The organism is Bradyrhizobium nitroreducens (genome assembly GCF_002776695.1).
GTDB lineage: Bacteria > Pseudomonadota > Alphaproteobacteria > Rhizobiales > Xanthobacteraceae > Bradyrhizobium > Bradyrhizobium nitroreducens.
On record NZ_LFJC01000003.1, the window covers coordinates 2,013,637 to 2,039,967 of the forward strand.

Annotated in this window: 13 protein-coding genes and 2 pseudogenes; 5 read left to right on the forward strand and 10 right to left on the reverse strand. The window is 60.6% G+C overall.

Going from position 1 to position 26,331, the window contains the following annotated elements:
* The first annotated feature begins 76 nt into the window (after window positions 1–76).
* From TSA1_RS10010 to TSA1_RS10025, 4 genes are all read left to right on the forward strand, one after another.
* The gene (locus TSA1_RS10010; protein ID WP_100176205.1) at window positions 77–3,442 is read left to right on the forward strand and encodes a TylF/MycF/NovP-related O-methyltransferase; all 3,366 of its coding nucleotides are present in this window, start codon (window positions 77–79) and stop codon (window positions 3,440–3,442) included.
* A complete protein-coding gene (locus TSA1_RS10015; protein ID WP_161497210.1) occupies window positions 3,439–4,251 on the forward strand; it encodes an ABC transporter permease in 813 nt (270 codons plus the stop codon). Before TSA1_RS10010 ends, TSA1_RS10015 begins: the two co-directional genes overlap by 4 nt.
* Complete coding sequence (locus tag TSA1_RS10020) at window positions 4,241–5,650, forward strand: ABC transporter ATP-binding protein (RefSeq protein WP_100176207.1); 1,410 nt, start codon at window positions 4,241–4,243, stop codon at window positions 5,648–5,650. Before TSA1_RS10015 ends, TSA1_RS10020 begins: the two co-directional genes overlap by 11 nt.
* 240 nt (window positions 5,651–5,890) lie before the next feature.
* Complete coding sequence (locus TSA1_RS10025; RefSeq protein ID WP_161497211.1) at window positions 5,891–6,835, forward strand: glycosyltransferase; 945 nt, start codon at window positions 5,891–5,893, stop codon at window positions 6,833–6,835.
* Between the two features lie 875 nt (window positions 6,836–7,710).
* Here TSA1_RS10025 and ble read toward each other — a convergent pair.
* A pseudogene (ble, locus tag TSA1_RS10040) lies at window positions 7,711–8,097 on the reverse strand (BLMT family bleomycin binding protein).
* A gap of 736 nt (window positions 8,098–8,833) precedes the next feature.
* Here ble and TSA1_RS10045 point away from each other — a divergent pair.
* Complete coding sequence (locus tag TSA1_RS10045; protein WP_245448190.1) at window positions 8,834–10,627, forward strand: glycosyltransferase family 39 protein; 1,794 nt, start codon at window positions 8,834–8,836, stop codon at window positions 10,625–10,627.
* Here the strand turns inward: TSA1_RS10045 and TSA1_RS40625 are convergent.
* The 9 genes and pseudogenes from TSA1_RS40625 to TSA1_RS10090 form a co-directional block, all read right to left on the reverse strand.
* A pseudogene (locus tag TSA1_RS40625) lies at window positions 10,606–11,604 on the reverse strand (helix-turn-helix domain-containing protein); the annotation flags it as partial. The gene TSA1_RS10045 and the pseudogene TSA1_RS40625 overlap by 22 nt on opposite strands.
* Before the next feature lie 8 nt (window positions 11,605–11,612).
* Entirely contained in the window at window positions 11,613–13,376 is a 1,764-nt protein-coding gene (locus TSA1_RS10055; RefSeq protein WP_100181063.1) for a hypothetical protein, read from the reverse strand.
* Between the two features lie 11 nt (window positions 13,377–13,387).
* Complete coding sequence (flgK, locus tag TSA1_RS10060; protein ID WP_100176212.1) at window positions 13,388–15,235, reverse strand: flagellar hook-associated protein FlgK; 1,848 nt, start codon at window positions 15,233–15,235, stop codon at window positions 13,388–13,390.
* Between the two features lie 36 nt (window positions 15,236–15,271).
* Window positions 15,272–16,672 carry a flagellar hook protein FlgE gene (locus TSA1_RS10065; protein WP_100176213.1) on the reverse strand — a complete coding sequence of 467 codons (1,401 nt, stop codon included), beginning with the start codon at window positions 16,670–16,672 and terminating at the stop codon, window positions 15,272–15,274.
* A gap of 284 nt (window positions 16,673–16,956) precedes the next feature.
* On the reverse strand, window positions 16,957–18,660 hold the full coding sequence (locus TSA1_RS10070; RefSeq protein WP_100176214.1) for a hypothetical protein: 1,704 nt from the start codon (window positions 18,658–18,660) through the stop codon (window positions 16,957–16,959).
* 603 nt (window positions 18,661–19,263) lie between these two features.
* Window positions 19,264–19,962, reverse strand: a complete 699-nt coding sequence (gene flgH / locus TSA1_RS10075) for a flagellar basal body L-ring protein FlgH (RefSeq protein ID WP_245448539.1) — start codon at window positions 19,960–19,962, stop codon at window positions 19,264–19,266.
* A gap of 306 nt (window positions 19,963–20,268) precedes the next feature.
* Window positions 20,269–20,997 (reverse strand): flagellar hook assembly protein FlgD, encoded by a 729-nt coding sequence (locus tag TSA1_RS10080; protein WP_100176216.1) that lies wholly within the window; start codon window positions 20,995–20,997, stop codon window positions 20,269–20,271.
* A 617-nt stretch (window positions 20,998–21,614) separates the two neighbouring features.
* On the reverse strand, window positions 21,615–23,096 hold the full coding sequence (locus TSA1_RS10085; RefSeq protein ID WP_347338525.1) for an efflux transporter outer membrane subunit: 1,482 nt from the start codon (window positions 23,094–23,096) through the stop codon (window positions 21,615–21,617).
* A gap of 83 nt (window positions 23,097–23,179) precedes the next feature.
* Window positions 23,180–26,329, reverse strand: a complete 3,150-nt coding sequence (locus TSA1_RS10090; protein ID WP_283814354.1) for an efflux RND transporter permease subunit — start codon at window positions 26,327–26,329, stop codon at window positions 23,180–23,182.
* Window positions 26,330–26,331 lie beyond the last annotated feature (2 nt).

Below are 26,331 nucleotides of genomic sequence, written 5' to 3' on the forward strand. Positions count from 1 at the left end.
CGAGTTGTCGACGAATGTCGGCAGCAGAAACGCGTGAGGCGCACATGACCGGGCCGCTCAATGTCGGAGAACACATATGGACTTGACGACGAAGCAGCCGCTCGTTTCAGTCGTGATCCCCGTCTACAATGGAGCGACTTTTCTCGCTGACGCGATTCACTCTGCCCTGGTTCAGACCTACCCGAAGATCGAGATCATCGTCGTGAACGACGGGTCTACCGACAATGGCGCGACGCGCGAGGTGGCGCTGTCATTCGGCGACAAAGTCCGATATTTTGAGAAGGAGAATGGCGGCTGCGGCAGTGCGTTCAATTTCGGCATCCGGCGAATGCTCGGAGACTATTTCTCCTGGCTAAGCCACGATGATCTCTATGATCCGAAGAAGATCGAACGTCAGTTGGTGGTCCTTTCCGAGCGAAAGGCCACGGCGACAATTGCATGTTGCGCATACCGCGTTCTCGATGAGGCAACCGGAAGGACGGTTCCGCAGCACTATTACGACGTGGCGGAGTTTGAACGGAAGCCGCTTTACGGTCTTCTTCGGGGAGCGATAAACGGCAATTGTCTCTTGATTTCGAAGGAGGTCTTCGCCGAAACGGGTTTGTTCGACGAATCCTTACGTACGACGCAGGATTACGATCTCTTCTATCGAATGTTGCGGCGATTCAGCATCGTCTATCATGAAGATGTCCTGGTCACCGCGCGGATGCATCCGCAACAGGATACGATCGCAAAGCACGACCTGGCGATGCGGGAATCCGACCAGCTATGGTCGCGCTTCATAGAGGACTCGGCTTCGATCGGCGTATTCTCATACGAGCGCTCACCTGCTGAGTATTGGGCAAAGCTCGCCAATCACCTGTGGCAATCGCCGTATCCGACGGCGCGGGAGAGGGTCTTCGAGGAATTGCGCATGGCGATCGAGGCGCAAGTCCCACCGCCGCGAGAACAGCCGCTAGTGTCGGTCATTGTACCGCTTGTGCGGATCGACGCGCTTTTGTTGAGTGCCGTCAAATCGGTTGTCGAGCAGACCTACACGAACCTCGAGATCATATTGGCGGCGAATACCAAGATCGCCGCCGATGAATTCGGCGCGCTTCACGCCCTGGCCCGTGCCAACGGACGCGAACTCGAGATCGTGGACGCGTCTGCGCGCCGCGGCGCGTCGTTCGCGCGCAATCGCGGACTTGACGCCGCCAATGGCGAGCTCATCGCCCTGCTCGATGCAGACGATTTCTGGCACCTCGACAAGATCGAGTACCAGGTTGCCGTGATGCTCGGACTTGATTGCAGGGCGGTGAGCACCGCTTACTCTCAGAACGGCCTCGACATCGAGGATTTTGCGTCGAAGCAGAAGCTGTACTTCAACGCGAGAGACTATCTCCTCACGCTGGATAGAATATTCCCCACGCCATCCTTCATGTTCAGAACCACCGACGCTCGGTTCGACGAAGGCATGCATATCTGCGAGGACATGGACTTCTTCTCCAGATTGATTGGCGACGGATGGTTCTTCGAGCTGCCGTTCAGGCTGTCCATCATAAACATCAAGCCCACCTACGTCTGGAACGTCGCGGATGCTTACGCTGCTCGAATGGGCGTGTGTATGGCGCGCGGCGTATCTCGCCGGGGGGATGAGTTCGAGACGAGCTTGTTCCTGACGATGTGCCGGGTAGCCATGTCGCGGGGACAGATAGGAGACTTGCGCTTCATCGTTCGCAACTGGCCTCGGATCATATCCTTGATACCTGGAAATTACGTTGCAGGAGCGTTCGTACGCCATGCCGCGCGCAAGATCCCAGGTGCTGCCATGGTCGCAGCGCGGCTTCGGCGACTGGTTCCTCTCGCCATGGCGACGACATCCTCACTCCTGTCGTCAAGCCCAGCCCGGATCGTACGACGAGCAGCAAGCTATATTCTGGCTCCGAAGCGCATCGAACGTCGCGTCGTCTCGGCCTCGGCAGTGTATCGTGAGTTGGCGGCCCGGCTGGAAAGGACCGTGATAGAGCATCAGGCCACGCACGCGGCCCATATGGCTCAGATCGCGCAGTTGCAGCAGAACATCTCCGACCAGCAGGCTGCATACGGCACACAGACCTCGCAAATTGCCTCCCTGGAACAGACCATCAGCAGGGGCGAGGCTATGCGCGCGGCAAGTTTTTACGAGATCGCGAGGCTAGCGCAGGCAAACGTTGAAGAGCAGGCGATGCGCGCGGCGCAGCTCGATCAGATCGCTAGGCTGGACAAGGCCATCGCCGATCACCAGGCGAAGCACGCGGCCCACGTTGAACAAATCGCCCGGCTGGAACAGACTGTCGCCGAGCACCAGGCCGTCCGAGCGACACACTTCAATCAGATTGCCCAACTCCAAAAAAGGGTCGCCGAACACCAGGTAACAGAGGCGACCCAAATTGGGCAAATCGCGCGACTGAACGAGACTGTGAGCGAGTTCGAGAACGAGCTTGCACGCCTTCTACAGGAGCGTGCAGCGGCGCTCGACGAGAATGGCGCTCTCAAAGGCCAGGCCACCGCCTTGCGCCTTGCCAACGACAATCAGTCCGCTTTGATCACGGGCAAGCTGTCTCTACTCGACTATCGAATCCAGACGTTCATGAAATCCGGCGCCGGCAGCGAAAGCGGCGTCGCGGAGCGACGGGCCTATCTGGACCTGCTCGAGAGCGCTCTGGTCGGCATGTTGATCGACGATCCCGCTGCAAGTCCCTGGTCGGGCGGCAAGTTCGACCCGGACATTCGTACGATCGGCCGCGACTGGCCGCAGCATGCGCTGACTATGATCGGCACGGTGCGAATGCGCAATTTGCGCCACCTGCTCGAAACGGTCATCGAGGAAGGGATCCCCGGGGACGTGATCGAGACCGGCGTTTGGCGCGGTGGGGCCTGCATCTACATGCGTGGCATCCTGAGCGCTCACCATATCAATGATCGCAGCGTTTGGGTGGCTGACTCGTTCCGCGGCCTGCCCCTGCCTGACGAGGCCACTTTCCCCGCTGATCGCGGAGACGCCCATCACACGTTCGGCCAGCTTGCTGTTCCGCTCGACGAGGTGAAGCGGAATTTTGAGCGCTATGGTCTCCTCGACGACCAGGTTCGCTTCCTTGAAGGATGGTTCAAGGACACTCTACCCTGGGCACCTATAGAACGTCTGGCACTTCTGCGCCTCGACGGCGACATGTACGAATCCACCATACAGGCGCTCGAGGCTCTCTACATCAAGCTCTCCCCCGGTGGCGTTGTGATTGTCGACGACTACATTCTGGAGCCATGTCGCAAAGCAGTGGAAGATTTCCGTGCAAGGTACGAAATCACCGCAGCGCTCGAGCCAGTGGATGGCGCTGCCGTTTTCTGGCGCAAAGCGACGACGGAGATGACGGAGAAAATGGCTCCGAGTCTCCGCTTGCGAACCCAGGAGACGCTGGCATGATTGATCATCCGATTTCTCCGCGTTGCATGATAGGAACACTCCTCAGCTATCGCGGCTTGATAAAGCGACTGGTCGCACGCGATTTCGCCGCGAGATATCGCGGGTCGGTGATGGGCGTGGTATGGGCAGTGCTCACGCCCCTGATCATGGCAGCAGTATACTTGTTCGTGTTCGGCATTGTGTTTCAAAGCCGGTGGGGAGCGGAGCAGCAGGGCACGTTCACCGTGACGCTCCTCGTCGGCCTGGTGGTGCACGGCGTGTTTGCCGAGGCACTGTCGCGTGCTCCCACGATCGTTCTCGGCAATCCATCTTACGTCAAGAAGGTGGTATTCCCACTCGAAATACTGCCGATCGTTGCAGTCCTCAATGCCCTCGTGACCGCGGCGATCGGGCTCACAATCGTCATCACCATTCATTTCGCACTATCGGGCAGGCTTTCGCCCACCTTGCCATTGTTGCCGGCCGTGCTGCTACCTCTTCTGTTGGCCGTACTTGGCCTGGTTTATTTACTCAGCTCGGTCGGCGTCTTTTTTCGTGACCTGTTGCAGATCGTCGGTCTCGTCGTCACGGCAAGCATGTTCCTGGCGCCGATCTTCTACCCGATCTCCGCCGTTCCCGATCCCTATCGCACCCTGCTGTACCTGAACCCTCTCACCTTTGCCGTCGAGCAGGCTCGGGCCGTTGTGCTCTACGGCAAGGCACCCGATTGGCTGGGACTGACTGTATTTACCGTTGCAGGCGCGACGTCGGCTTGGTTGGGGTACGCCTGGTTTCAGAGGACGCGCAGAGGATTCGCTGATGTCATGTGAGCCTCGCATCGCGATCGAGCGGCTGAGCAAATGCTACAACGTGTTCGACACTCCGCCCGATCGCCTCAAGCAGTTCATCGTACCGCGTGTGCAACACTTGCTGGCGCCGGTCGCCCGCGCTTTCGGCAAGTCAATTGCACCTTCCCGCTACTACCGCGAGTTCTGGGCCCTTCGGGACGTGAGTTTCACGGTCTGGTCGGGCGAAACGGTCGGCGTGATCGGTCGCAACGGAGCTGGCAAGTCGACGTTGCTGCAGCTCGTGTGCGGCACGCTGGCACCAAGCAGCGGTTCGGCGGTCGTCAGGGGGCGAGTCGCGGCGCTGCTGGAGCTTGGATCAGGCTTCAATCCCGAATTTACGGGCCGCGAGAATGTTTACCTGAATGCAAGTGTACTCGGCCTCACCACGCCCGAGATCGAGACCAAGCTTCCGAGCATCATAGACTACGCTGACATCGGCGATTTCCTGGACCAGCCCGTCAAGACCTATTCGAGCGGCATGACGATGCGACTTGCATTCGCAGTGATCGCCCATGTAGACGCCGACGTGCTGATTGTGGACGAGGCCCTATCGGTCGGCGACGCCTATTTCCAGCAGAAGTGCATACGGTGGCTGCGAGGCTTCCGCGAGCGCGGAACCGTGCTGTTCTGTGGCCACGATATTGGCGCGGTACTGAATTTCTGCAACAAGGCTGTCTGGCTCGATGGAGGGACAGTCAAAGCAGCTGGCGACGCGAAAGACGTGTGCGAGGCCTATATGGCCACGGTATATGCACAATCGACCGGGCTCGATTCCGCGACGACTGTGCGTCCGGCCCATCGAACGTCTCCCAACGTGACGGCACGAAGCAACACACCAAATCTCGCGCAGTCTCTCGCGATCTTCGAGTTCAATGAGAACTCGGCATCGTTCGGCAGCGGCGGCGCCAGCATTCTGGACGTACGCCTGGCCCATCCGGACGGTCGCGAACTCACCATGATCGAAGGCGGCGAGGAGGTGTGTGTCAGCATCAAGATTCGAGCCGAGGTCGACATCGGCTCGCCGATCGTTGGTTTCCACATCAAAGACCGGCTCGGACAACCGCTGCTCGGAGACAACACATACCTCGCCTGCAGGCAACAGAAGCTCGAGATCAGGGAGGGGCAGACCATCGATGTCGCCTTTGTTTTTGAACTGCCTTGCCTGCAATCCGGCGAGTACGCCATCACGGCCGCGATAGCATCCGGCACACTCGACAATCACGTTCAGCACCACTGGCTGCATGATGCACTCATCTTCACAGTGAACTCGCCATACCGCAATGGCGTCATGTTCGCTGTGCCAATGCGCTCGATCACAATGACCGCTTTCGAGTCCGGTGCGAGTATACTCGCCGTCGACGGCGAGGCCGCTCCCGGTTAGGCGCGACGCCGGGAATGTGAGACCAAACGAGAACCATTGCGCGCATCCCGATGCGGCAGGTCGGTTCGTTGCGCCGTCAACTCGAAGGCGCGTTCGGGATGAGAGAGACGATGACTACATTCGCAAGTCGTTGTTGCAGGCTCCAATCCGGCTGGTCCACTCGCATGTGCGAGCCTCAGGACAGAGTGATTCCATACGTTTGATGACCGATTCCTCTTCCATGCGACAATGCGAGTGCCCATGAAATCGCAGCCGCTCGTTTCCATAATTATCCCCGCCCATAACGCCGGAATGTTCATTGGCGAGGCGATTGATAGTGCGCTCAGCCAATTCTACGCTGCCGTGGAAGTGGTGGTGGTCGACGATGGCTCGACTGACGGTACGAGCGAGGTGCTCAGGACCTATGGTCGCGCGATCACGTCATGGTCCCAGACCCGCTCTGGGCAGAGCGCTGCCATCAACCGCGGAGTGTCGCTGGCAAGTGGCGAGTTGATCGCCTATCTAGGCGCGGACGATCGCCTACATGAGTCCGCAATTGAGATTTTGGTAGACCGACTGGCGCACGAACATGCGATGTGCTTAGTTTATCCTGATTTCAATCTGATTGATACGAACGGCGCGGTTATTCGTCGCGTGTCGGCCTCGCCGTATGACCAACGACGCTTGATCGCCGGCTTTCGATGTTTGCCCGGACCCGGCGCTCTGATGCGCAAGACGGCTTGGAGCCGCTGCGGCGGCTGGTCTAGTTCTTTTAGGCAAATCCCCGATATGGATCTCTACTTCCGTCTTTCCTTGATAGGACCTTTTGCGCGCGTTCCGCACTGTCTCGCAGATTTTCGAGTTCATCCCGAATCCACGACTCGTAAGCCGAGTTCGTACGACATGGCAAACGAGCCAGTCCAACTGGTCGATGAATTCTTTGCGCGGACCGATTTGCCGGACGACGTCCGTCGGTGGGAGAACGAAGCGCGTGCAAGCGCCTTGGCGTTGTCGGGCTTTCTCCATGCCACGGGGAGCCGCAGATCTCTCGCGGTACGGCAATTTACGCAAGCCATTCGCCTCAACGCGAGGGTGGCTTTGTCGCGCGAGTTCATGTCCTATTCGGTACGTTCCCTTTCCGCAATCCCGCCCCTCGGCGCGCTTCGATCCATGCACCCGTTTTTCTTCAAGATGATCCGGTGGTGATGCTGCCGCAGCCGACAACGCAACTGTAGCTGGTCGACTCTTCCAAGGGTCCGTCCGGATTTGCGCATCAGGATAAGCGATCACGGGCATCACTTCGGCACCACGAGGTCTTGAGCGCTGTCGTCACCATGTTCAACGGGCCTCGTCGGCGGTGATTTCGCGGGTGCGCGCTCTTGAGCCGATTGTTATCTCGCGCTGCGTTGAGCGCATTCCCACGCACCTGGTTGGAGCCGCATTTGTAGGGCACGCATCAGCCGAACCTGGATTGAAGGTGTAATACGGCGGTAATCTCGCCCGCCGACTGTCAGCTTTCTTTCACGTTACCGACAGAGTTGTGATGACGGGCTCAGATCGATGCGATGAGGAGAGCAAGGGTGCTCCGGTTGGATTTTGGCTGATCGCCTCCATGACGGGGGGCCTGCTTGGTGTCGTCGCTGGACATCGCATATCCCCACTCACCGCCACGATAGCCGGCTGCCTCATCGGGGCTGTGCTCGGCTGGTGGCTGCGATACGAATGCCGCTTGCTTGAGGATGACGAATGAAGGCCCGATTCGTTGGCAGCGCCGCCTGGTCCAACAGGCGTACCCAAGAGGACGGCCGAAGTCGCGGCCGCGGCGTCGGTAGGGATCTCCCAGGCATCCTGTTCTTGTTGTCTGGATTGATTGTTGGTTTGTTCCTGAGTGGACAGTTCGCGACGGCAGGTCTGACCTACGCGAGCCTCGTCATGTCGGGGGGTTTTGGATTCTGGTTGTGCGGCCTTTCGACGCTGCCGAGGAGGAACAGGGACATACCAAGAAGATAGAGTCCTCCAGCGCACTCGAAGCTCCGACCGCAACATCGGAGGCCGATCGGGGCACGACGGTGTCTCGATCGTCAATGTGTCGCCAGAGATCGTGCAGCTCGATTCTGGATGAGCCGCAGGAGCGTTCCGTCCAAATCGATCAACGCGCCCATTCGTCCGCCCCCATCCTGCTCTTCAGGCCGATGAAGGCGGGGATACCCGCTTCACTTCTCTTCTATGCCGGCCGACTGGCACAGCGCGTAGAACTCCGAGAGCTCATCCAGTCTCAGACAGCAGCTGAACCAGCTGGTCAGAGGGTCCAGGCCCGGGTGCACGAAGAACTCCAGCTTCAACCGACCGCGATTCAGGATCATCCACTCATCGTCCCGGTACGCGAGGGTAAAGCCGAGCCGCCGGTAGAATTGCTGCGTCTGATCGAAGCTGCGTGAGGGCAGGTTGGGAGTGGCGTGGTCGTTCATTCAGATCACTCTAGATTTGACGCGTATGTCAATCGCCGCGAGGCACGACAGGCGACCGTCGCACGCCTGAACGGATCGCCGCCGAGTACGGCGCGTGCCGTCCTCCGGCTTGCCAGAAGTCGTCTGACTCCACCACGTGCTTCATTGAACTGCCGATCGATACAGCTTCGTTTGATTGATCGCCAGGATTACCACTACATTACGCATCGAAGTCCGGTGAGAAATCCTGGCTCGGCTGAGCGGACGGCATCGACACTCCCACTGGGCCTGTCCCTGGCGCGACAATGAACTTCCGATCCGTCGACATGGTCGCACAGCTGCGGGTTGGGGCCGAGATGACTGCGAGCTCGCAGTTCGCCCAAGTGCGCGATGAATTTCCGCTTTCGTTTCCACTCAATGGCCGCGACGCATAGTCGCAATCGGCGCAGCCGAACTTGGGCTCTCGTGACCGATCCTTCGACAGGGCGTCAGACGATCGCAATGATTGTCATAAAGAGCATGTCCATCTGCGTGCCAGCCAAATGGGGCGACCGGCACATAGACCGGAGATTTTCGGCCGCATGCTCAAGAACAACACGTCGACGAGGGATAATCCCCTCCCCGCTTCGCTGAAGATCTCGATGATCTGCGGCGTTATGGCCGTCGCGGCCAAGACCGGGACGCCTCTCGGTCGATCTGCGCGGGCTTCGCGTGGGCCATGCTCCAGCGGTCATAATCCCCGCTGAGTGGCAAACCAATGGACCTGACGTTCTTGGCACTGGCTCAACGGTCAGATCGCTGTCCAGCCGCATGGCGCCGCCCTTTCATCCGGTGGCTGGAGGGGGTCGAAGCAGGGTGGTCCATACCCTTGCTACTGCTCTGCTTTGTGGCGGTCTGGACGACATACTTGTCGATCGCTTATCTCGGCGCCGGATTGCATCCCGACGTCCTGGAAACGTGGACGTTTGGACGAGACTTGGCGTGGGGTTATCCCAAGCATCCGCCTTTGATGGGGTGGGTTACCGCGGCCTGGACGTCCTTGTTTCCGTTGACCAACTGGTCTTTGCAGCTGATGGCGATGACAAATGCGGCTTTGGCCCTTTGGTTTGTCGACCTTGTCTCGCGACGTTTCGTGACCGGCGACAAGCGGGTGATCGTGCTCCTCCTGCTGATGCTGACGCCTGCGTATCAGTTTCACGCCCAGCGCTTCAACGCCAACTCGGTACTCCTCGCGACCTGGCCCCTTGCCACCTACTGCTTCTTGCGGGCTTTTGAGACACGGGGCGCGATGTGGGCGGTGGCGGCGGGACTTGCGAGCGCGTTGGCGATGTTAGGCAAGTACTATTCAATCTTCCTAATCGTGAGCTTTGCGATTGCGGCGATCTCCCATCCTTTTCGGCGCGAGTATTTCTTCTCGGTTTCGCCCTGGATCGCCGCCGCAGTCGGTCTCATCACACTGTCGCCGCATCTCTACTGGCTTGCGACGACGGGAGCCGCGCCTCTCCACTACGCGTTGGAGCATACTGGCGCAGACGGCTCGAGGTCATTCCACGATGCCGGTAACTTCATTCTGGGGCTTGCTGCCGCGATGGGCGTGTCCACCGCAACGTGGACGGTAATGGCTGGTTGTCGGCTCACGCGCTTTTCTCAGGATTTCGTGCTGATGAACTCGGGGCTCAAGCTGCTGTATAGCGTTGCGATAGGTACTGTTGCTCTGCCTGTAATCACGTCGCTCGCGGTCGGCACCGACCTTCCGTCCTTGTGGGCGCTGCAGGGATTGTTTCTGTTTGCTGTACCTGTCGTATGCGGCGCTAGTTATCGGATCGAACGGTTCTATGTCGTGAACGCAGCGGTCCTCGTTGCCTGCATTGCAATCGCAGCGGTTCTGATCGCGGCGCCCGTCCACGCGCTTTACCGGAACAGCCAAGGCTACGAAGAAGGACGGAGCTTCTATCGCCAAGCGGCAGACGAACTAACCCGCCGATGGAGCGAGCTAACGACACTTCCACTTGCTATTGTCGGAGGTAACGACGACCTTGGGTTGGCGATCGCCTTCTACAGCTCCGACCACCCTCACTACGGACGACCCCTTGCCTATCGGTATGCGCTGGAACTGCCTCACCAACTGACATTGGAGCAGGGTTGGGCAGCGCTCTGCTTCGATGACCAGCCAGGTTGCATCGAATGGGTAGAGCGGATGGCGGTCGCAGCCGGAAACTACGTCAGGCACGACTTTACCGTTCAATCACGGCTGCTGGGCGTTCCGGGAAGCACACGAAATATCATTGCGTTTCTCGTACCTCCACGCCGTGAGCAGCACAGCGCTGCTCCAGGTGCGGACCGACGCGGCGAGCGGCACCAAAGCCGCACAGCCTCGAGTGCCGGAGATGACGGCTGTTGCTACAAGCCCTGTATCCATGACGCCAAAAGCTTGCCTTTCTCGCGCACGGCAATGCCTTGGAACGTCTTGTTCACGTCCCGCGGATTGACGCCGTATCGTCGGCGGAAGGCGCGGCTGAAGATCTTCTCCGACTCGTACCCACAGGCATAGGCAACCGACGAAACACGTTGCCGAGGTCCGCCTTCCACCCCGGCAAGAATGCGCATTGCGCGGGCGAGCCGGCGATTGCGAATATAGCTCGCTACGCCGCCATCGGTCTCAAACAGCTTGTAGAGCGGAGTCCGTGAGAGACCGAAACGGGCGCCGAGCAGCTCGACTCCGAGGTCTTGACGATCGATATGATCGTCGATGAATTGCCGGACTTCGATTGCAGCAACGATCGGATGATCGCATGGGTCACCTCTGCCTTGCGCAAAAGCGGCGTTGCAGATCGCGAGTGCGGCAGAGGTCAGTGCGCTTCGTTGTTCCGCGTCGGCGCGACGAAGGCACGCTCTCATGTTGAGGAGGTGATCGGCCGTCAACTTCAGAAGTGGGCTGCTGTCGGAGGGGAGGACTTGCATGTGGCGAGCGCTCAGCTTCCCGACCTGGCTTTCAAAGCGGCGCCTTGGAACGCAGATATGAATTGCGGCCATGCCGTCAGTCTCGGATTGGACTCTCTGGGCAAGGTCCAGGATGAAGAAATCTCCAACCCGCGCGACTGCTTCACCGTTCGCGCAGGTCAGGCGGGTTACACCGGACGTTTGTAGCCCGATAAGGATGTGATCGACCCCTTGAGCCACGATCTGGGGTACCGTTCGTTCGGCACTGTGGGCGCAAGCTGCATGATCAAAGAACAGCATCCGATCCAGGTTGTAGCATCGGAAGAAGAGATCGCGACCTGGGACTGCTGTCCTGTCGCTGCTGGACACGAACAGACTTGACGTGAGCTCCTGCCAAGCCTGCAATCTCACTTGATCGTCCTCTATCTCCGAGAATCGCGGGTCTATCAGCTTGTGCGTCATAGGCGAATCGGCCAGACCTCCAAACGGGGCCATGTTCGTCAAGCGCCTTACCGTTGAATTACGTGGTTGCTCGAGGACGGCGCGCCCCGAGATGTTCGTGTTCGACCGCTTTGCGAGGGAGGACATGACACGAGCTATCGGAGGTAGTTGACCAGCGTCAGCTTGGACAGCATCGACGTCACCTGATAGCTGGCCTGCAGTCTGTTTTGAGTATCGACGAGCCTGGTCACGAGCTCCTCGATCGAGACATTCTCGATGCCGTCCAGCTCCGATTGAAAGATGGCTCGCTGCGACTTGTTGTGCTCCTGCGCTTCGGAAAGCCCGCGCGATGCGAGACCAAACTCGTTGGACATTCCCTCGAGCGACTCTTTCTGCGAAAGCAGTGTGCCCGTTCGCGCCACGAACTCCTTGAATCGGTCCGCCATAGGTGCTTTGGCTCCTCCTCGATCGCTTACCGCGACGGCGGCCAAAGCAGTCAATGCAGCGCGAATGGGTTCTTCGTTGGCGCGCGCTCCGATCGCGGCCGTGCTGGTGCTCCCGGTCCGCACCGTGGTGGTTGCACGGGGATCGGTGGCCGAGGTCTCCCCCTTGTACCAGATCACGGTCGACTCTGGTGGGGTCTGGATGTAGCTCGGTGTCGGCCCTGAAAACTGTATCCGTCGCGGCGCGAGTCCCGGGATGCTCGATCCAGCGAAGAAGTCTTGGGTCGCGCGAACCGTTGCACTTGCAGCGAGGGCCGTTTCCGATGCCCGGTTGAGCGCGCGCTGCAGAGTATCGGAAAAGTTCTGCGCGGTCGCCGCTGGCGTGACACCAATCGTGAAGTCGGTCGTCGAGCCCGCCTCGGCATTCCGTTGCGCCTGCAGGGTCAGCGTTGTCGCGGTGCCATCGTGCAAGGCGAGCTTGATCGAAACCTGGTCACCTGCGACAGGTTGTGAGGCAATGTTGATCGTGAAGGAAGCGGGTGGGCTGACATTCGCGAACGAGGCCGTGAGGCCCGGCGGCGTCGCGCTTTGCACGCTGGCGATCTTTCCGCTGCCGATCAGCGTCTGCAAGGAAGATGCAGCCTTCGCAGCGGAGCTGATATCGGCAAGGTCTGCCCCGCTCAGATCGTAGGCCTTTTGGCCGCCTCCGGCCTGGTTGGCCACGACCCGAAAGTGGTCTGTTGCGGTGGGGGCCTGGGAAAAGCGGGGAATTGCGCCTTCCTGTGCGCTTGCGGAGTAGCTGATCGCGGCAAAGGCGCCGGATGCGACGGGAGGACCCGCCAGCATAAACCCAAAATTGGCCCTGACACCTGCGTCGGCATCTTCCAGGACGAGGACACTGCCTGGCGTTGGGGTTGCCACCGTCAAGCGACCGGTGCCGGCACCTTGATCTGCCTTGATCTGGTCCGAAACAAGGATATTGAGGCCAGCCAACGGTCTTGCCGGATCACTCGTGTCGCCGTCGAGGAGAACATCGGCTGATGCGACCGGCGGAACGCCGCCGTCCAGGCCACCAAAGATGTAGCGCCCGGCAAATTGCCGCTTCAACGCGTCTATGGTGCTGTCGAGACCTGCCCGGGCCAGTTTGGCGGTCGTACCGACTTCCGTGGCATTGCTCGTAAGGCTCGTGCGCACCATCCCGAGCGATTGCGAGATCTGCGCCAGACTGGTCGAAGTCAGCTCGACGCGAGGTTTTGCATTCGCAATAGCGGCATCATAGCCAGCGAGTGCGCTGAGAATTGAGCGCGCATCGAGACTCTCAGAGCGAGCGAGGCCCAATCCTGCATATGTATCCGCGACCCGGCCGCTGCTCAATTGGGTCGACAGACGATCGAACTGGCTCCTGAGCGCGAGCAGATCGGACGTCGTACGGTTGAGGAAATAGTTGCCAGGAACGGAGGTCAGAATGGATGTCATGGCGTGTGTCCTCATGACCGCAGAAGAACGTCCAGCATTTCGCGGACCGCCGTCAGCACGCGGGCATTGGCGGCGTAGACAGTCTGCAGAGCGATCAGATGCGACATCTCCTCATCGACGTTCACGGCGGCGCCTTTCGAAAACCACCCTTGCGCCGTCGTGAGGGCGACGTTCTGCTGCTCCTCGTTTGTTCTCGCGGATGCTGCGGCGGCGCCCTCGGCTGCAACTACGTCGCGGGCGAACGAAGCCACAGTGGCGCTATACGGCACCTGGCTGCCGCCGACGCCGCTCGATGACGAAAACGTCTGCTTGGCACTCGTCAGAGCATCGTAGAGGAATTGTGCCCGAGAGCTGGTCGCCGTGCCGCCCGTGGCGGCAAGCGGAGACGAATTGGCGGTCAGAGCGGCATTCACGGTCAGCCTTTGGGACAACCCTACGCGCTGAGGAGCGCCATCGAGCGACCCCGAGACCAGCATATTGCCCGCCCCGTCCACGAAAAGCGGCAGTTGCGGATAAGTATCCGAAACATCGCTCACAGACGTGGGCTGGGTGATCGTCGCGGTAATACCCTGGACGCCCGCCCCGGATATCGTCAGCGTACCGGCGGTCGTGCTCGTTGCGGCCAGGCCTGGAGAAACAGCAGAGAGCGCAGACGAGATCGCGTTCGCATAATCCAGCGCTGTCGCCGGAGCCGGAGGGATCGTGAATGTCTGCACGCGGGCATTGGAATCGACGGTCTGGCTCGCATCCGCCGGCCGCGACGCGAGGTTTGACGCGACAAGAATTACGTTGCGTTCCGCTGCACCCGCCCCGAACGATATCGTGATGTGATTCCCGGGTTTGACGTTGGCGACGTCTGTCAACTTCAGTTCGAAGCCGCTCGCGCGCTGAGTCGCGCTTGTGGTCTTGTCGGTGAGCGATTGAGCGAGGCCGAAGGCAAGATCGTCGAGCCGGCGTTGAGCTTGCGGCAGCAGCGTGTCGCGCAACTCCAGTGCTGCCGCCATCGAACCCGATTGCAACATGCCGCGAGAGCCGAGATCAATTCTGCTTCCGCCAGGCATCGTGGCGGTAATCGTACCGACGCCGCGCGTCGATGGATCTGTCGAAAATGCGGATGACTGGCCAAGTGTGCCGCGCGCGTCGAAGCTGAGTGTGGTCGCAGCTCCGTGATCGAGCAGGATCACGCCCGACCCCGTCATCAAGGTAACCGTACCGTCACGTTGTGCCATAGCGGTCACGTCCAAGTAGGAGGAGAGTTGTGTGATCTGCTGATCGCGCCGATCGAGAATGTCGGCGCGCGCGGCGGCGTCCAAGGTCGCGCCTGCCTTCACATTCAGCTCAGCGATCGCACCCAGCAGGCTACTCGCTGTGGCGACTTCGCTGACAAGGCGGTTTTCGAGGCCCGAGCGAAGGCCTTGCAGATTATTCGAAATGCCCTGGATCTGGCGACTGAGGTTGGAGGCGGTGTTCAGGACCGAGCCTCGAATGGCGGCCGAGGCGGGGTTGGACGCCAACCCCTGAAGAGCCTGGGTGAAGGCATTGAGACGAGCGTCGAGTGAAGTGGAGTCGCCGGGTTTACCGTACTGCTTGTCGACCTGCGCCAAGGTCCCAGCCATAGTGGACGCATAGGCCGCGCGCGAGCCCTCAAGGCGCAATTGCTTCAACGCCGCATCGTCAAACATGCGACTGACTGTACTGACCGCCACTCCGGAATTGGCGGGCCCAGATGGGACCGCCACTACGGAACGCTTCACATAACCGACCGCCCCCGCATTCCCGACGTTTTGGGAAACGATCCCAATGGCGATCTGCGTCGCCTGAAGGCCGGCTGAGGCCGTGTTGAAGGCATTCGTCAGCATCCTATGTCTCCGCAGCGCGTACGCCTCGACAGCTGATCACCGGATCGCATTGAGCAGATCCGACATCATCTCCTTCGCAGTGGTCATTACTTTCACGTTGGCGGAGTACGCCTGCTGGGTCGCGATCAGCCTGGAGAATTCCCCTGCGACGTCGCTATTGGATGCTTCGACGTTGCCTCCGACGATCGTCGAATTATTCAGGCCGGCGATCGGCGGACCCGAATCCCGGGTATGTTCGTAACTCCCGCTGGACGTGGCTCTGAGGCTGTTCGGGTTCGCGAAGCTGGCGATTCCGGCGGTCGCGAGCGACGCCGTCATGTCGTTTGAGAAGGTGCCGACGATGGTCCCCTCCGCTGTCACGGAGAGATTCTTGAGCGATCCAGCCGCGTAGCCATCCTGGATCAGCGTGTTGGTTGTCACGGCAGTGGAAGTCGTCGCATATTGCGTGAGACCTCCCAGATTCAAATTCAACGTGATGTCCCCAACGTTCACGCCATCGACGACGACTTGCGGGATCCTCAGCGAGGCGCTGCCGTCAGCGGCCACGGTGGCACTTGCCGGCGGCACCAATTTGCCGGACGAATCGAAGGAGAACGGTGAACCGACATTGGTCCAGTCGCTGGGTTTTGCGGCTGTCGCGCTCGATGAGTAGAACAGGTTCCAGACGGCGTTCTTCGGCGGCGCTGCCGTCGGAGCCGCGTCCTGCACCTTGGCCCAACGGGTGGAGAAGGAAACCGGGCCACCACCGGGTGCGTAGAGCGTCAGGGATGGACCGGCAATTGACTTATCCAGGAAAGCCGACGCTTGCGCCGCCAGGACTTTCTTGCTGGTATCCGGCGCCGTCAGCGACGGGTCGGTCACAACCGCACTTGCGACGGAATAGGGTGTCGAGTCACCACTGGCCGATGCTGTTGTTGCCGGCATCTTTGGCAGGTTGGCGGCATAGTCGATCTTCGTAGTCTGTCGACTTGGCAAACTCGCATTCGCAATCTTGATCGGGCCGGAGGACGTCACACTGCCGGTCGCGGGGTCGAGATTGTTGCCGAACAAGTAGCCGTCGGCCCCGTTGACTAGATAGCCATCCTTGTTGAGGATGAAGTCACCGCGTCGTGTATACAGAGAGGTACCCGAGAACTTGGCATCACCGGTCTTTTGCTGGACTGTGAAGAAGGCTGGGCCGTTGATCGCCATGTTGGTGGCAATGCCAGTGGCCCGGAGTGGGCCCTGAAGAGCTGTCGTGAACCTCGCTTCCGCGACGACGCTTCCCGCCATCGTTTGCTTGGGAGTTTGCGCCGTCACCAGATCCGCGAAGCTGGTATCGATGTATTTGTAGCCAGGCGTCTGCGAATTCGCGATGTTGCCAGAGATGTTGGCGATGGCGAATGACTGCGCTTTCATTCCGCTGAAAGCAGTCTGCAATGCGGTCGAAATGCTCATTGTTACCTCGTCGTGAGCAGCTGGAAGGATGTTTCGACCGTCTCCGACGCCGGTCCGCTGAACTGCTCGGGATCAATCGAACGTGTTCTTGATCTGCTCCGCGCCAGTTCACGGCGGCACGGGGGAGACATGCATTGAAGTTGCGCTGCTTGCTCGTCCCCGGATCCAATCGGGAAGACGGGCGGGTGCCACAACGCAGGTCGATATCCGGTGGATAGCGGGCGCCACGTCCTGAATTCATGGAACACGTGGCGCCCGCCCCCTCCCGCAGGTCGGGCGGCGCCTTAACCTCGGAGAAGCTGCAGAATTCCCTGCTGCGCCTGGTTGGCGAGCGACAACGCCGAGATGCCGAGCGAATTGCGCAGGCTCAACGCGTTCTGGTTCGCCGTCTCCTCGTTCAGATCGGCGATCGTCAAGTTGTTTGCGCCGACGTCGAGAATGTTGATGATGCTCTTGGTGAAGCTCTGCCGATTCTGGATCACCGTCAGATTCGAGCCGAACGTCGAGGCCTGGCTGCGCAGCGTCGATGACGCGTTCATCAACTGGCTCAACGCGCCCTTGACCTCATCGTTCGTCGCGAAATTTCCGGTTGACTGGGTGATCCCAAGACCTGCCGAGTCGAATTTCACGCCCTTGATGTCGAGGTAACTCGTATCCTTCTCGTTGAAGGTCATATGCAGCGTGTTTTCCTTGGGGTCGCTGCCCGACCTGTAGAGCAGATTGACACCCTGGAAGCGCGCGTCCTGCGCTGCCATCGAGATCTGCGTCAACAGATCATTGAACTGTTGCGCAAGGGCGGCACGCTGATTGGTGCCGTTCGCTGCCGTAGCGCCAGCACCGGCCCCGATCCTGGCCTTGGTTGCGTCGCCTCCGACGCCGAAGCCGATGTCCTTGGTGCTGGCCGCTGCCGAGGTCACCGTCAGCTTCTGGTCGCCTCCTGCCGACGTGGTTCGCAGCGAGACCGTACCGGCCGTGTTGTCGTAGGTCGCGATCACCTTGCCCGAAATTCCGGTATCGGCGTTGAGCTGGCGGTTGATAGCGCCTGCAATGTCCTGCGCCTTCAGCGTGGCAACGCCGAGCGTCGCGTCAGCGGTCTTGTTGAGGTTAATCGTCTTGGTGAGTCCGTTCCCCAGCTGGACCGTGATCGAAGCATCCCCGCTCGTCAGATCGAAGTTGCTCGCCGCGCCAAGCGCGGTGATGGCTGCGCCCGTGACGCTTGCCTTGGCCGACCCATCGGTCGCGTCAATGCCAGTGGCACTGACCGTCGTGATGCTGCCGGTGCCGAAGCCGACATCGACCGTGTTTGCGGCGCTGCCGCCACCAATCGTCACCTTGGCGTCCGAGCCCGTGAGGGTCGAGGTGAAAGTCAGCCGGCCGTCATTGGTCAACGAAGCGGTAGCAAAGCCGCCCGCCTGTCCGAGCTGTTGGTTGATCTGGGTGAGGATCTCCGCCGAAGTGACCTTCGACACGTCCTTCGCACTCGGTGCCAAGTGGGCCCGGTCCAGGGTGATAGTGGCGGAATTGCCGAAATTGTCGGTCAGGGTGAAGATCGACGCGGTCGTGGCGCCGCTGTAGTCGTGAGTGCCATCTGCAGCGGCACCCGTGCCGCCGCCGAGGAGAGACTTTCCGCTTGCGGCCGCCACGACCGCTCCGGTCGCAGTCGAGCCGGAGGCTGTGTTCTGCACGGCAAGTGCCTGCTGCGCGGTACTCTTGGCGGAATCGACGAGCCCTTGAATGCGGGTGATGCCCTGGTTGGCGGCCTGAATGGTCTGGATGCCATTGGAGATCCCATCCATGAGGGACAGCAGATCCGCCGAGCGCGCGCTCATGCCTTGAGCTGCGAAATAGTTGACCGGATTGTCCAGCGCGGAATTGACCTTCTTCTGGGTCGCGAGGCGAGACTGCGTGGTTGCGAGCAGTGCCGCTGTGTCCTGCAGTGACAGCAGGTTCTGACGTGTGGCAGCGGATAGGGTGATATCGGAGGGCATAGCTGAGGTCCTTCTGGTTTCTCCGTCGCTTCGATCGTGCGACACGCAGAAGGTTGGCCCCCGGGCAATTTATTCAGGTGTAAAGATGAGACGCGAACGCCGTGCATTAGGGCACCTAGCGTCCCGAACACGGTACGTTTTGTACTTTGCCGCTTCGATCACTCGTTCACGCCGACGAATCGACGCTTGGATATCCGTCGAACGATTGGCCCCGCACATCTCACGGCAAGGCTGCCACCAGCGCCCGGTGTTTCCCGAATTTGAGATTAGATTGCGGCCGACATTGCAGTGCATTGATCGCGCACGGAGCGATGCGTCCGACCGGCCGTCAGCAGTGGCGGGTATCAGACGAGAGAAATGAGCGTCCATCGCAGGAAGAGCTGCCAAGCTCGCCGGCGTATGCGGCTTTCGTCGAGCGTGCCGCGTGAATACGGCCAGCGGTGCCCTGGGTCCGGAACGCCGTTAGTCGAGTGACCACGAACTCGGGCGAAGTACGATGACGGGACCCGCGGCGAGCATCTCGGCGCAGATCTCCGAGCGCCTGCACCGGCCGTCCCGCCGAGACGACGTTTGGCCGATCCGGATCAAAGTTGATCCAATTTGCTAGAACGGCAGCAACACGTCGAGCGCCTGCTGGCCATACCGCGGCTGCTGAACGTCGCTGATCTGGCCACGGCCCCCATAAGATATCCGAGCCTGCGCAATCTTTGACGAATCGATGGTGTTGTCGCTTTGGATATCTTCGGGGCGGACGATGCCAGCGACGCTCAGTTCGCGAATCTCGTTGTTGACCTGTATTTCCTGCTTGCCCTCGACCACGAGATTTCCATTCGGCAGCAACTGCGTGACCACCGCGGCGACGTTGGTCTGCAGACCCTCCCGGCGCACCACCGATCCCTTGCCGTCGCTGGAGGCCGTGGAGTCGGCAGTGAGCACACGACCTGGCAGCGGAGGCTGATCCTTGACGAGATTGGCGCCGAGGAAGTTGCCGACGCCTGTGTTCTCTTTATTGCCGCGGCTGCGCCTGCTCTCATTGGCGATGTTGGCGCTATCGGCGACCCTCACAGCGACGGTCAATAGATCCCCGACTTTCGACGCGCGCTGGTCCTTGAAGAAGGCCCGGGATCCGGTACGCCAGAGCGAGTTCGGATTGTAGGACGCCGGCTGCGGAGTTGGCATCGGCATCTGAACCGGTCTATAGCCTGGCCGGGTCGTCGGATCGTCGATCGACGACAATGCCGGTTTTTCACCGATCGTCGACAGGCGATTGATTGCCGAGCAACCGGTTGCGGGGACAATCATTCCAAGGAGGCTGGAGACAAGCAGCCACCGCTTGACTCCCCCAAACACTGCGCCGCCCGCATGAGCAGAGCCGTCACGCGGGCGCGGATCGCAACGCGGCAATTCTGGATGAGGCTTTTCCAGATTCCGTAGTTTCCGAGGGGGATTCGCGCTGATCCCGAGCGTTCGCGAGCGGAGCCACCTTGCAATGACCACTCTCATGCGCGCCCGCCAAATTGGCTCATGGAGGCGATCTGCTCAGCCTCACCGGAGACGTCGCGCGATCGAGGCGGTCGGAGCTTCCGTCGCACGGGCATCCATGACACTCTACGGTCGAAGTATGCCGTTCGCCCTATCGGTTGGTGGCCGCACCACGCGCTTAATCCTGTCAAGCGTGTAGCTCTGGCCGCCGATCGACACCAAGATCGGGCTTGCGGTCAGATCGACCGAATCGACGATGCCTTGGACCTCGGTCGTAATCGGGACATTCTGATCGCTGCGTTCCTTCGCCGTTACGCTGATCTTGTAGACGCCGTCGGGCCACCTTCTCCCGTCATTTCCCTTGCCGTCCCATGCGAATTTATTCGCGCCCGCCGTGAGCGTGCGATCTTCCGAATAGACGGTCTGACCCGTCGGATTCGTGATCGAGACGACGGCACTCACCCTCTTCGGCGTCTGCAGGGACCAGCCGGCAGAGCCTCTGGCCAACGTCGTGGTGCTGCCATCGACAACGGCCGTTGCACCGACGAAGGCCAGCGCTTGCGTGGACTGCACTGCCTTTTGACCATTCGCGAGCGTCGCAAGCAGGCTGTTGCCTTTGAGCTGCTGCTCGACCTGCGCAAATTGGACGAGTTGCTGAGTGAACTGATTGACGTTCAACGGGTCCAGCGGGTTCTGATTCCTCAGTTGCGTCGTCAACAAGGATAGAAACGTTTCGAAATTGTCAGCCAGTCCCGACTTCGTCGCGCCAGCCGATCTGGCTCCCGGATTTCCCGTTCCTGAAGCTGCCGAGGGAACGGCCACATTTGAGTTAGGCGGTGTCGCGTCGATTGCCATCAGCCCTCCTCACGGACGGCCCGACAAGGGCGGCCGCACGAATTCGAAGTCGATCATGCGTAAAGACCCCTCGAGCATTGCAATAACCTTACGTGGAGCGCGTCCGTTCGCGGATTGTTGGGAAGGAGGTCGATGGTGCGTCGTGCAGGCAGGGGCTGCCGTCGCCATTGCGAGGAGATCATGGCGCCGATTGAGGATGTAGCCATCGAGAGGGTCACTTGGACCAAGACAGCAAACCGCAAGCGGATCTCCGGCCACGGGCCCGGTGGATCAGGGAGACGGAGACAATCGGCCTGCTAGCGGATCCTTTCGGCCCGCTATCGCCCGGATCGTTGGCCATGCCCCCGAATGAGCGCGGCCAACGTGATCCGGCCCGAAACAATGGAGGGCATTCAGCGAGTCCCACTGCAGGCCGTTCGGAAGTGCGGGGCTGGCGTCACTTACCGAACGGCCTGCATCTGGCGAGCGCGCAGAGTAGACAAGCGCGACCACCGAACCAGCTCGGATCGAATGTCAGCTTCGTCGTCCCACATTACGGCTAGATTACGAAGCTCGCGATCGTTCGGGAATTCAGGCAACGGACGATGCATGTAAAGCCAACGGCGGTGAGCCACGCATCAATTTGGCCGAACGGGGCGCGGACCCGTCATAGCATCCACAGTCTCCGGCCTGGAGGTATCAACCGAACCATCCCATCCACCCCCGAGCGCCTTGTTCAACGCGATATAGTCGATGGCGGTAAGAATTTGGTTCTCGATCAATGCATCTTCAGCATTGTAAAGCGAGCGCTGGGCAGTCAGCACGTCGAGGAAGCTCGAAGACCCGGCTTTGTAGAGGGATTGGGACAGGCTCGCTGCTTCGCGATAGGCCTCGACCGAGGTGGAGAGGGCGCGAGCGCGGAGGCGCTCCTGGCCGAGCGCGACCAGCGCGTCTTCAACATCCTTTAGTGCGGTGAGAATCGACAACCGATACGTGACGAAATGCTGATCACGTTGCGCCTCGGCAATCTCGACTGCCGCGCGCAACTTGCCGGCGTTGAAGATCGGCACGGTCACAGTGGGGCCGAACGACCAGCTGATCGATGAACTCTTGCCGAGGTCGCCTAGTTGCGTGCCGGCCGTCGCGATGTTTCCGGTGAGACTCGCGCTCGGATAGCGCGCGGCCTCAGCCTGCCCAATTCTGGCGGTGTATTGTGCGTATCGACGTTCGGCGAGCCGTACGTCAGGACGGGTCAGCAGAACGTCGGCTGGAATTCCGGTCGGAATCGGCAGTCTTGGCCTGGGGACGGGTGCAGGTTTTTCCAAGCGCTCCTGCAGGGCTGCAGGTGGGCGTCCGGTGAGCACGGAGAGCCGGTGCACGGTCTGAACGTAGGAGGCCTGAAGTGTGGGGATCGCCGACCTCGTGGTCGCGGCCTGCCCGATCGCGTTCGCGAGGTCGACGGCCGATGCGGTGCCAGCCGCAAACCGGTCGCGGGTGATCTGGGTCGTTTCCTCCTGGGAGGCGGCGCTGCGCCGGGCGAGCGCGATACGGGCTTGATATCCGCGCGCCCGGGCGTAATCGGAGGCAACGTCGCCGATGAGCGTCAACAAGGCAGCGTCGAGGCTTTGTTCGGAGATGTCGATGCCGTAGGCAGCCGCCTCGACCGCGCGCCGGTTGGCTCCAAACAAATCGAGCTCCCAACTCGCATCGAACCCGGCCTGGAACAGCGTATAGGTGGCGCCAGAACCCGGCTGAGCGGACGTACCGATCGCAGGCGGCGAGCCGTTCGAAGGCGCGAGCGCAGAACCGTTGGTCCGTGTCACCATATCTCTGTTCGTGACCGTCGGAAACAGCGCGCCGACAGCCTGCCCATAGCTCGCCCGGGCCTCGCGAACTCTCGCCTTCGCCGTGGCGACATCCAGATTGCCAGCGACCGCCTCCTCGATCAGGTCGTTGAGGACAGGATCGCGCAAACGCATCCACCAGCGCGACAGATCGGGGGGACGTGAGGATTTCGTCGCGTCTGTCTGGCTCCAATGCGACGGCATTGCCAGGAGCGGTGTCTGATAATCCGGGCCGACCGCACATCCGGCGAGGATCATTGAGAAGATGATCAACATTGCCGACGTGTGGACGTACGGCACACCGGGTACCATCGTTGTTGACCTTGTCATTGAATTGCACCCGTCCCCGTCGGCCGGCCCTAAGTATTTCCCGCGCTCGGGTCTGCGGCGTTTGTCGTCGCCTCCGTCTGGGTTGCGTGCCTGGACGCGCGACAGATGGTTACGAACAGCAGGGGGACGAAAAAGATCGCAACCACCGTGGCGGCGATCATGCCGCCCATGACGCCGATGCCGATCGAGTTCTGCGCGCCAGATCCCGCGCCGCTCGCGATCGCAAGTGGCGCCACGCCCAGGATGAAGGCGAAGGACGTCATCAAAATCGGACGCAAGCGCTGGCGCGCGGCAAGGAGCGTCGCGTTCGTCAACGCCATGCCCGCTCGTTGGTGGGAGATGGCGAACTCAACGATCAGGATGGCATTCTTGGCCGCAAGCCCGATCGTCGTCAGCAATCCGATCTTGAAGTAGACGTCGTTGGTTTGACCGAACAGGAATGCTGCGGCGAGAGCACCGAGAACGCCGATCGGCACCGAGAGCACAACAGCGAATGGAACCGACCAGCTCTCATAGAGTGCGGCAAGGCACAGGAAAACGACGAGGACCGAGATTGCGTAAAGCGCGGTCGCTTGATTGCCGGATAGCTTCTCCTGCCGCGACAGGCCCGCCCAATCATGACTGAAGCCCGCCGGCAAAGCGGCGACCAGACGATTGATTTCGTTCATGGCGTCGCCCGAGCTAACGCTAGGGGCAGGATCGCCCTGGATCTCGACGGCGGGCGATCCGTTGTAGCGCTCGAGACGAGGTGAGCCGAAAGTCCAGCGGCCGGTTGCGAACGACGAAAATGGCACCATTGTGCCGGAGCTGTTCCGGACCTGCCAGCGATCGATATCCTCGGGCTGCATCCGGAAATCGGCTGCTGACTGAATATAGACCCTCTTGCCCCGGCCACGGTCGATGAAGTCGTTCACGTAGCTGCTGCCCCACGCCATCGACAACGTGGCATTGATGTCGGACAGGTTGATCCCAAGAGCGCTGGCTTTTTCCTGGTCGATGTCGATCGAGAACTGCGGTGTGTCGTCCTGACCGTTCGGACGGGTGTTGCTCAAGAGCCTGGTTTGACCTGCCGCAGACAGCAATTGGTCTCGCGCAGTCAGCAGCTTGTCGTGGCCAGCACCTGCGATGTCCTTGAGATAGAAGTCGAACCCGTTGCTCGTGCCCATTCCCTCGATCGCAGGTGGCGACAGAGCGAAAACCTGTGCGTCTCGAATGCCGGCGAAAACGTCCATCGCTCGCTTCACGACCGCCCCGGCAGAGAGTTCCGGCGCCTTGCGCTCGGCAAAGTCCTTCAGCCGCACAAAGGCCATCCCCACATTCTGGCCCAGGCCGCCGAAGGAAAAGCCTTGCACGGTCATGATGCCGTCGACGGCCTTGCCTTCGTGATCCAGGAAATGCCGCGTGACCTGGTCAAGCACATTTTCCGTGCGGCCGCTCGTGGCGCCGACCGGCAATTGCACGCTGACCATGAGCAGACCTTGGTCCTCCTGCGGCAGGAACGAACTCGGCAGACGGGTAAAGAGCAACGTGGCCGCAGCGATCATGGCGCCAAATGCTACAAATCCCCGCGCCGGGCGCCGCAGGATGGCCTTGGCGCCGCCATGATAGGCCTCTGTGGTACGTTCCATGCCGCGGTTGAACCAGCTGAACAAACCCCTCCTGCCGGCGTGCGGGCCCGGGGCGCGGAGTATCGTGGCGCAAAGCGCCGGCGTCAGGACCAGTGCGACGACGACCGACAACACCATTGCCGAAACGATCGTGACCGAGAATTGGCGATAGATGACGCCGACCGAACCGCTGAAGAATGCCATCGGCACGAAGACTGCGGACAATACCGTCGTGATTCCGATGAGCGCGCCGGTGATCTCGGTCATCGACTTGCGGGTCGCCTCGCGCGGCGACAGGCCCTCGTCGTGCATGACGCGTTCGACATTCTCGACCACGACAATGGCGTCGTCGACCAGTAGTCCGATCGCCAGCACCATGGCGAACATCGTGAGCGTGTTGGTCGAATACCCCGCGATCGACAGGACCGCGAAAGTCCCCAGCAGCACCACGGGGACTGCCAGCGTCGGGATGAGCGTGGCTCGGACGTTCTGCAGAAACACCAACATGACAAGGAAGACCAGCACGATCGCCTCCACGAGGGTGTTGGTCACTTGCGCGATCGAGATCTGGACGAACGGCGTCGTGTCATAGGGATAGACGACCTGCATTCCGTCCGGAAAGGTCGGTGCGAGCCGGTCAATAGCCGCTTTGACCGCCGCCGCCGTGCGGACGGCGTTGGCGCCGGTCGCCAGATTGACGGCGAGTCCGGTTGCCGGCATGCCGTTGTAGGTTGATGCGCTGGTGTAGTCCTCCGCGCCGAGCTCGACGGTCGCGACATCGTCGAGACGGACGAGTGAGCCGTCGGCCGCGCTCCTGAGGATGATGTTGCGAAACTGTTCCGGTGTCTGCAGGCGGCTCTGCGCGGTGACGGTGGCATTGAGCTGCTGTCCCTTGCGCGCCGGGAGGCCGCCGAGCTGTCCAGCCGAGACTTGTGTGTTTTGCGTCTGGATCGCAGTCGCGACATCGGTCGGAGTGAGCGCGTATTTGGCGAGCTTGTCCGGATCGAGCCAGATGCGCATTGCATAGCCGGCGCCGAACAGTTGCGTGTTGCCGACGCCCTCAACGCGCTTGAGCGTATCGTTGAGCGAACTCTTGACATAGTCGGACAGATCGGTGTCGGTCATCTTGCCGTTGGTTGAGACAAAGCCAACGACCATCAGGAAGCCGCTCGACGATTTGGTGACTGTAAGGCCATTGGCTTGAACCATCGTCGGCAGCAACGCAGTGACGAGCTGAAGCTTATTCTGCACCTGCATCTGTGCGATGTCGGGATTGGCCTTGCTGGTGAAGGTCAGGGTGATCTCGGCCTGACCGGTCAAGGTCGATGTCGAGGTCATGTAGTCAAGATTGTCGAGACCGGTCATGCCCTGCTCGATGATCTTGGTGACCGAATTTTCGACCGTCTTCGCGTCGGCTCCTGGATAGTTGGCGGTGATCTGGATGGTCGGGGGCGCGATCTCCGGATACTGCGAAACGGAAAGCGTGGAGAGCGCAAGCAAGCCGCTGAGCATGATCACGATCGCGATCACCCAGGCGAAGATCGGCCGGTTGATGAAGAACACCGAGATCATGC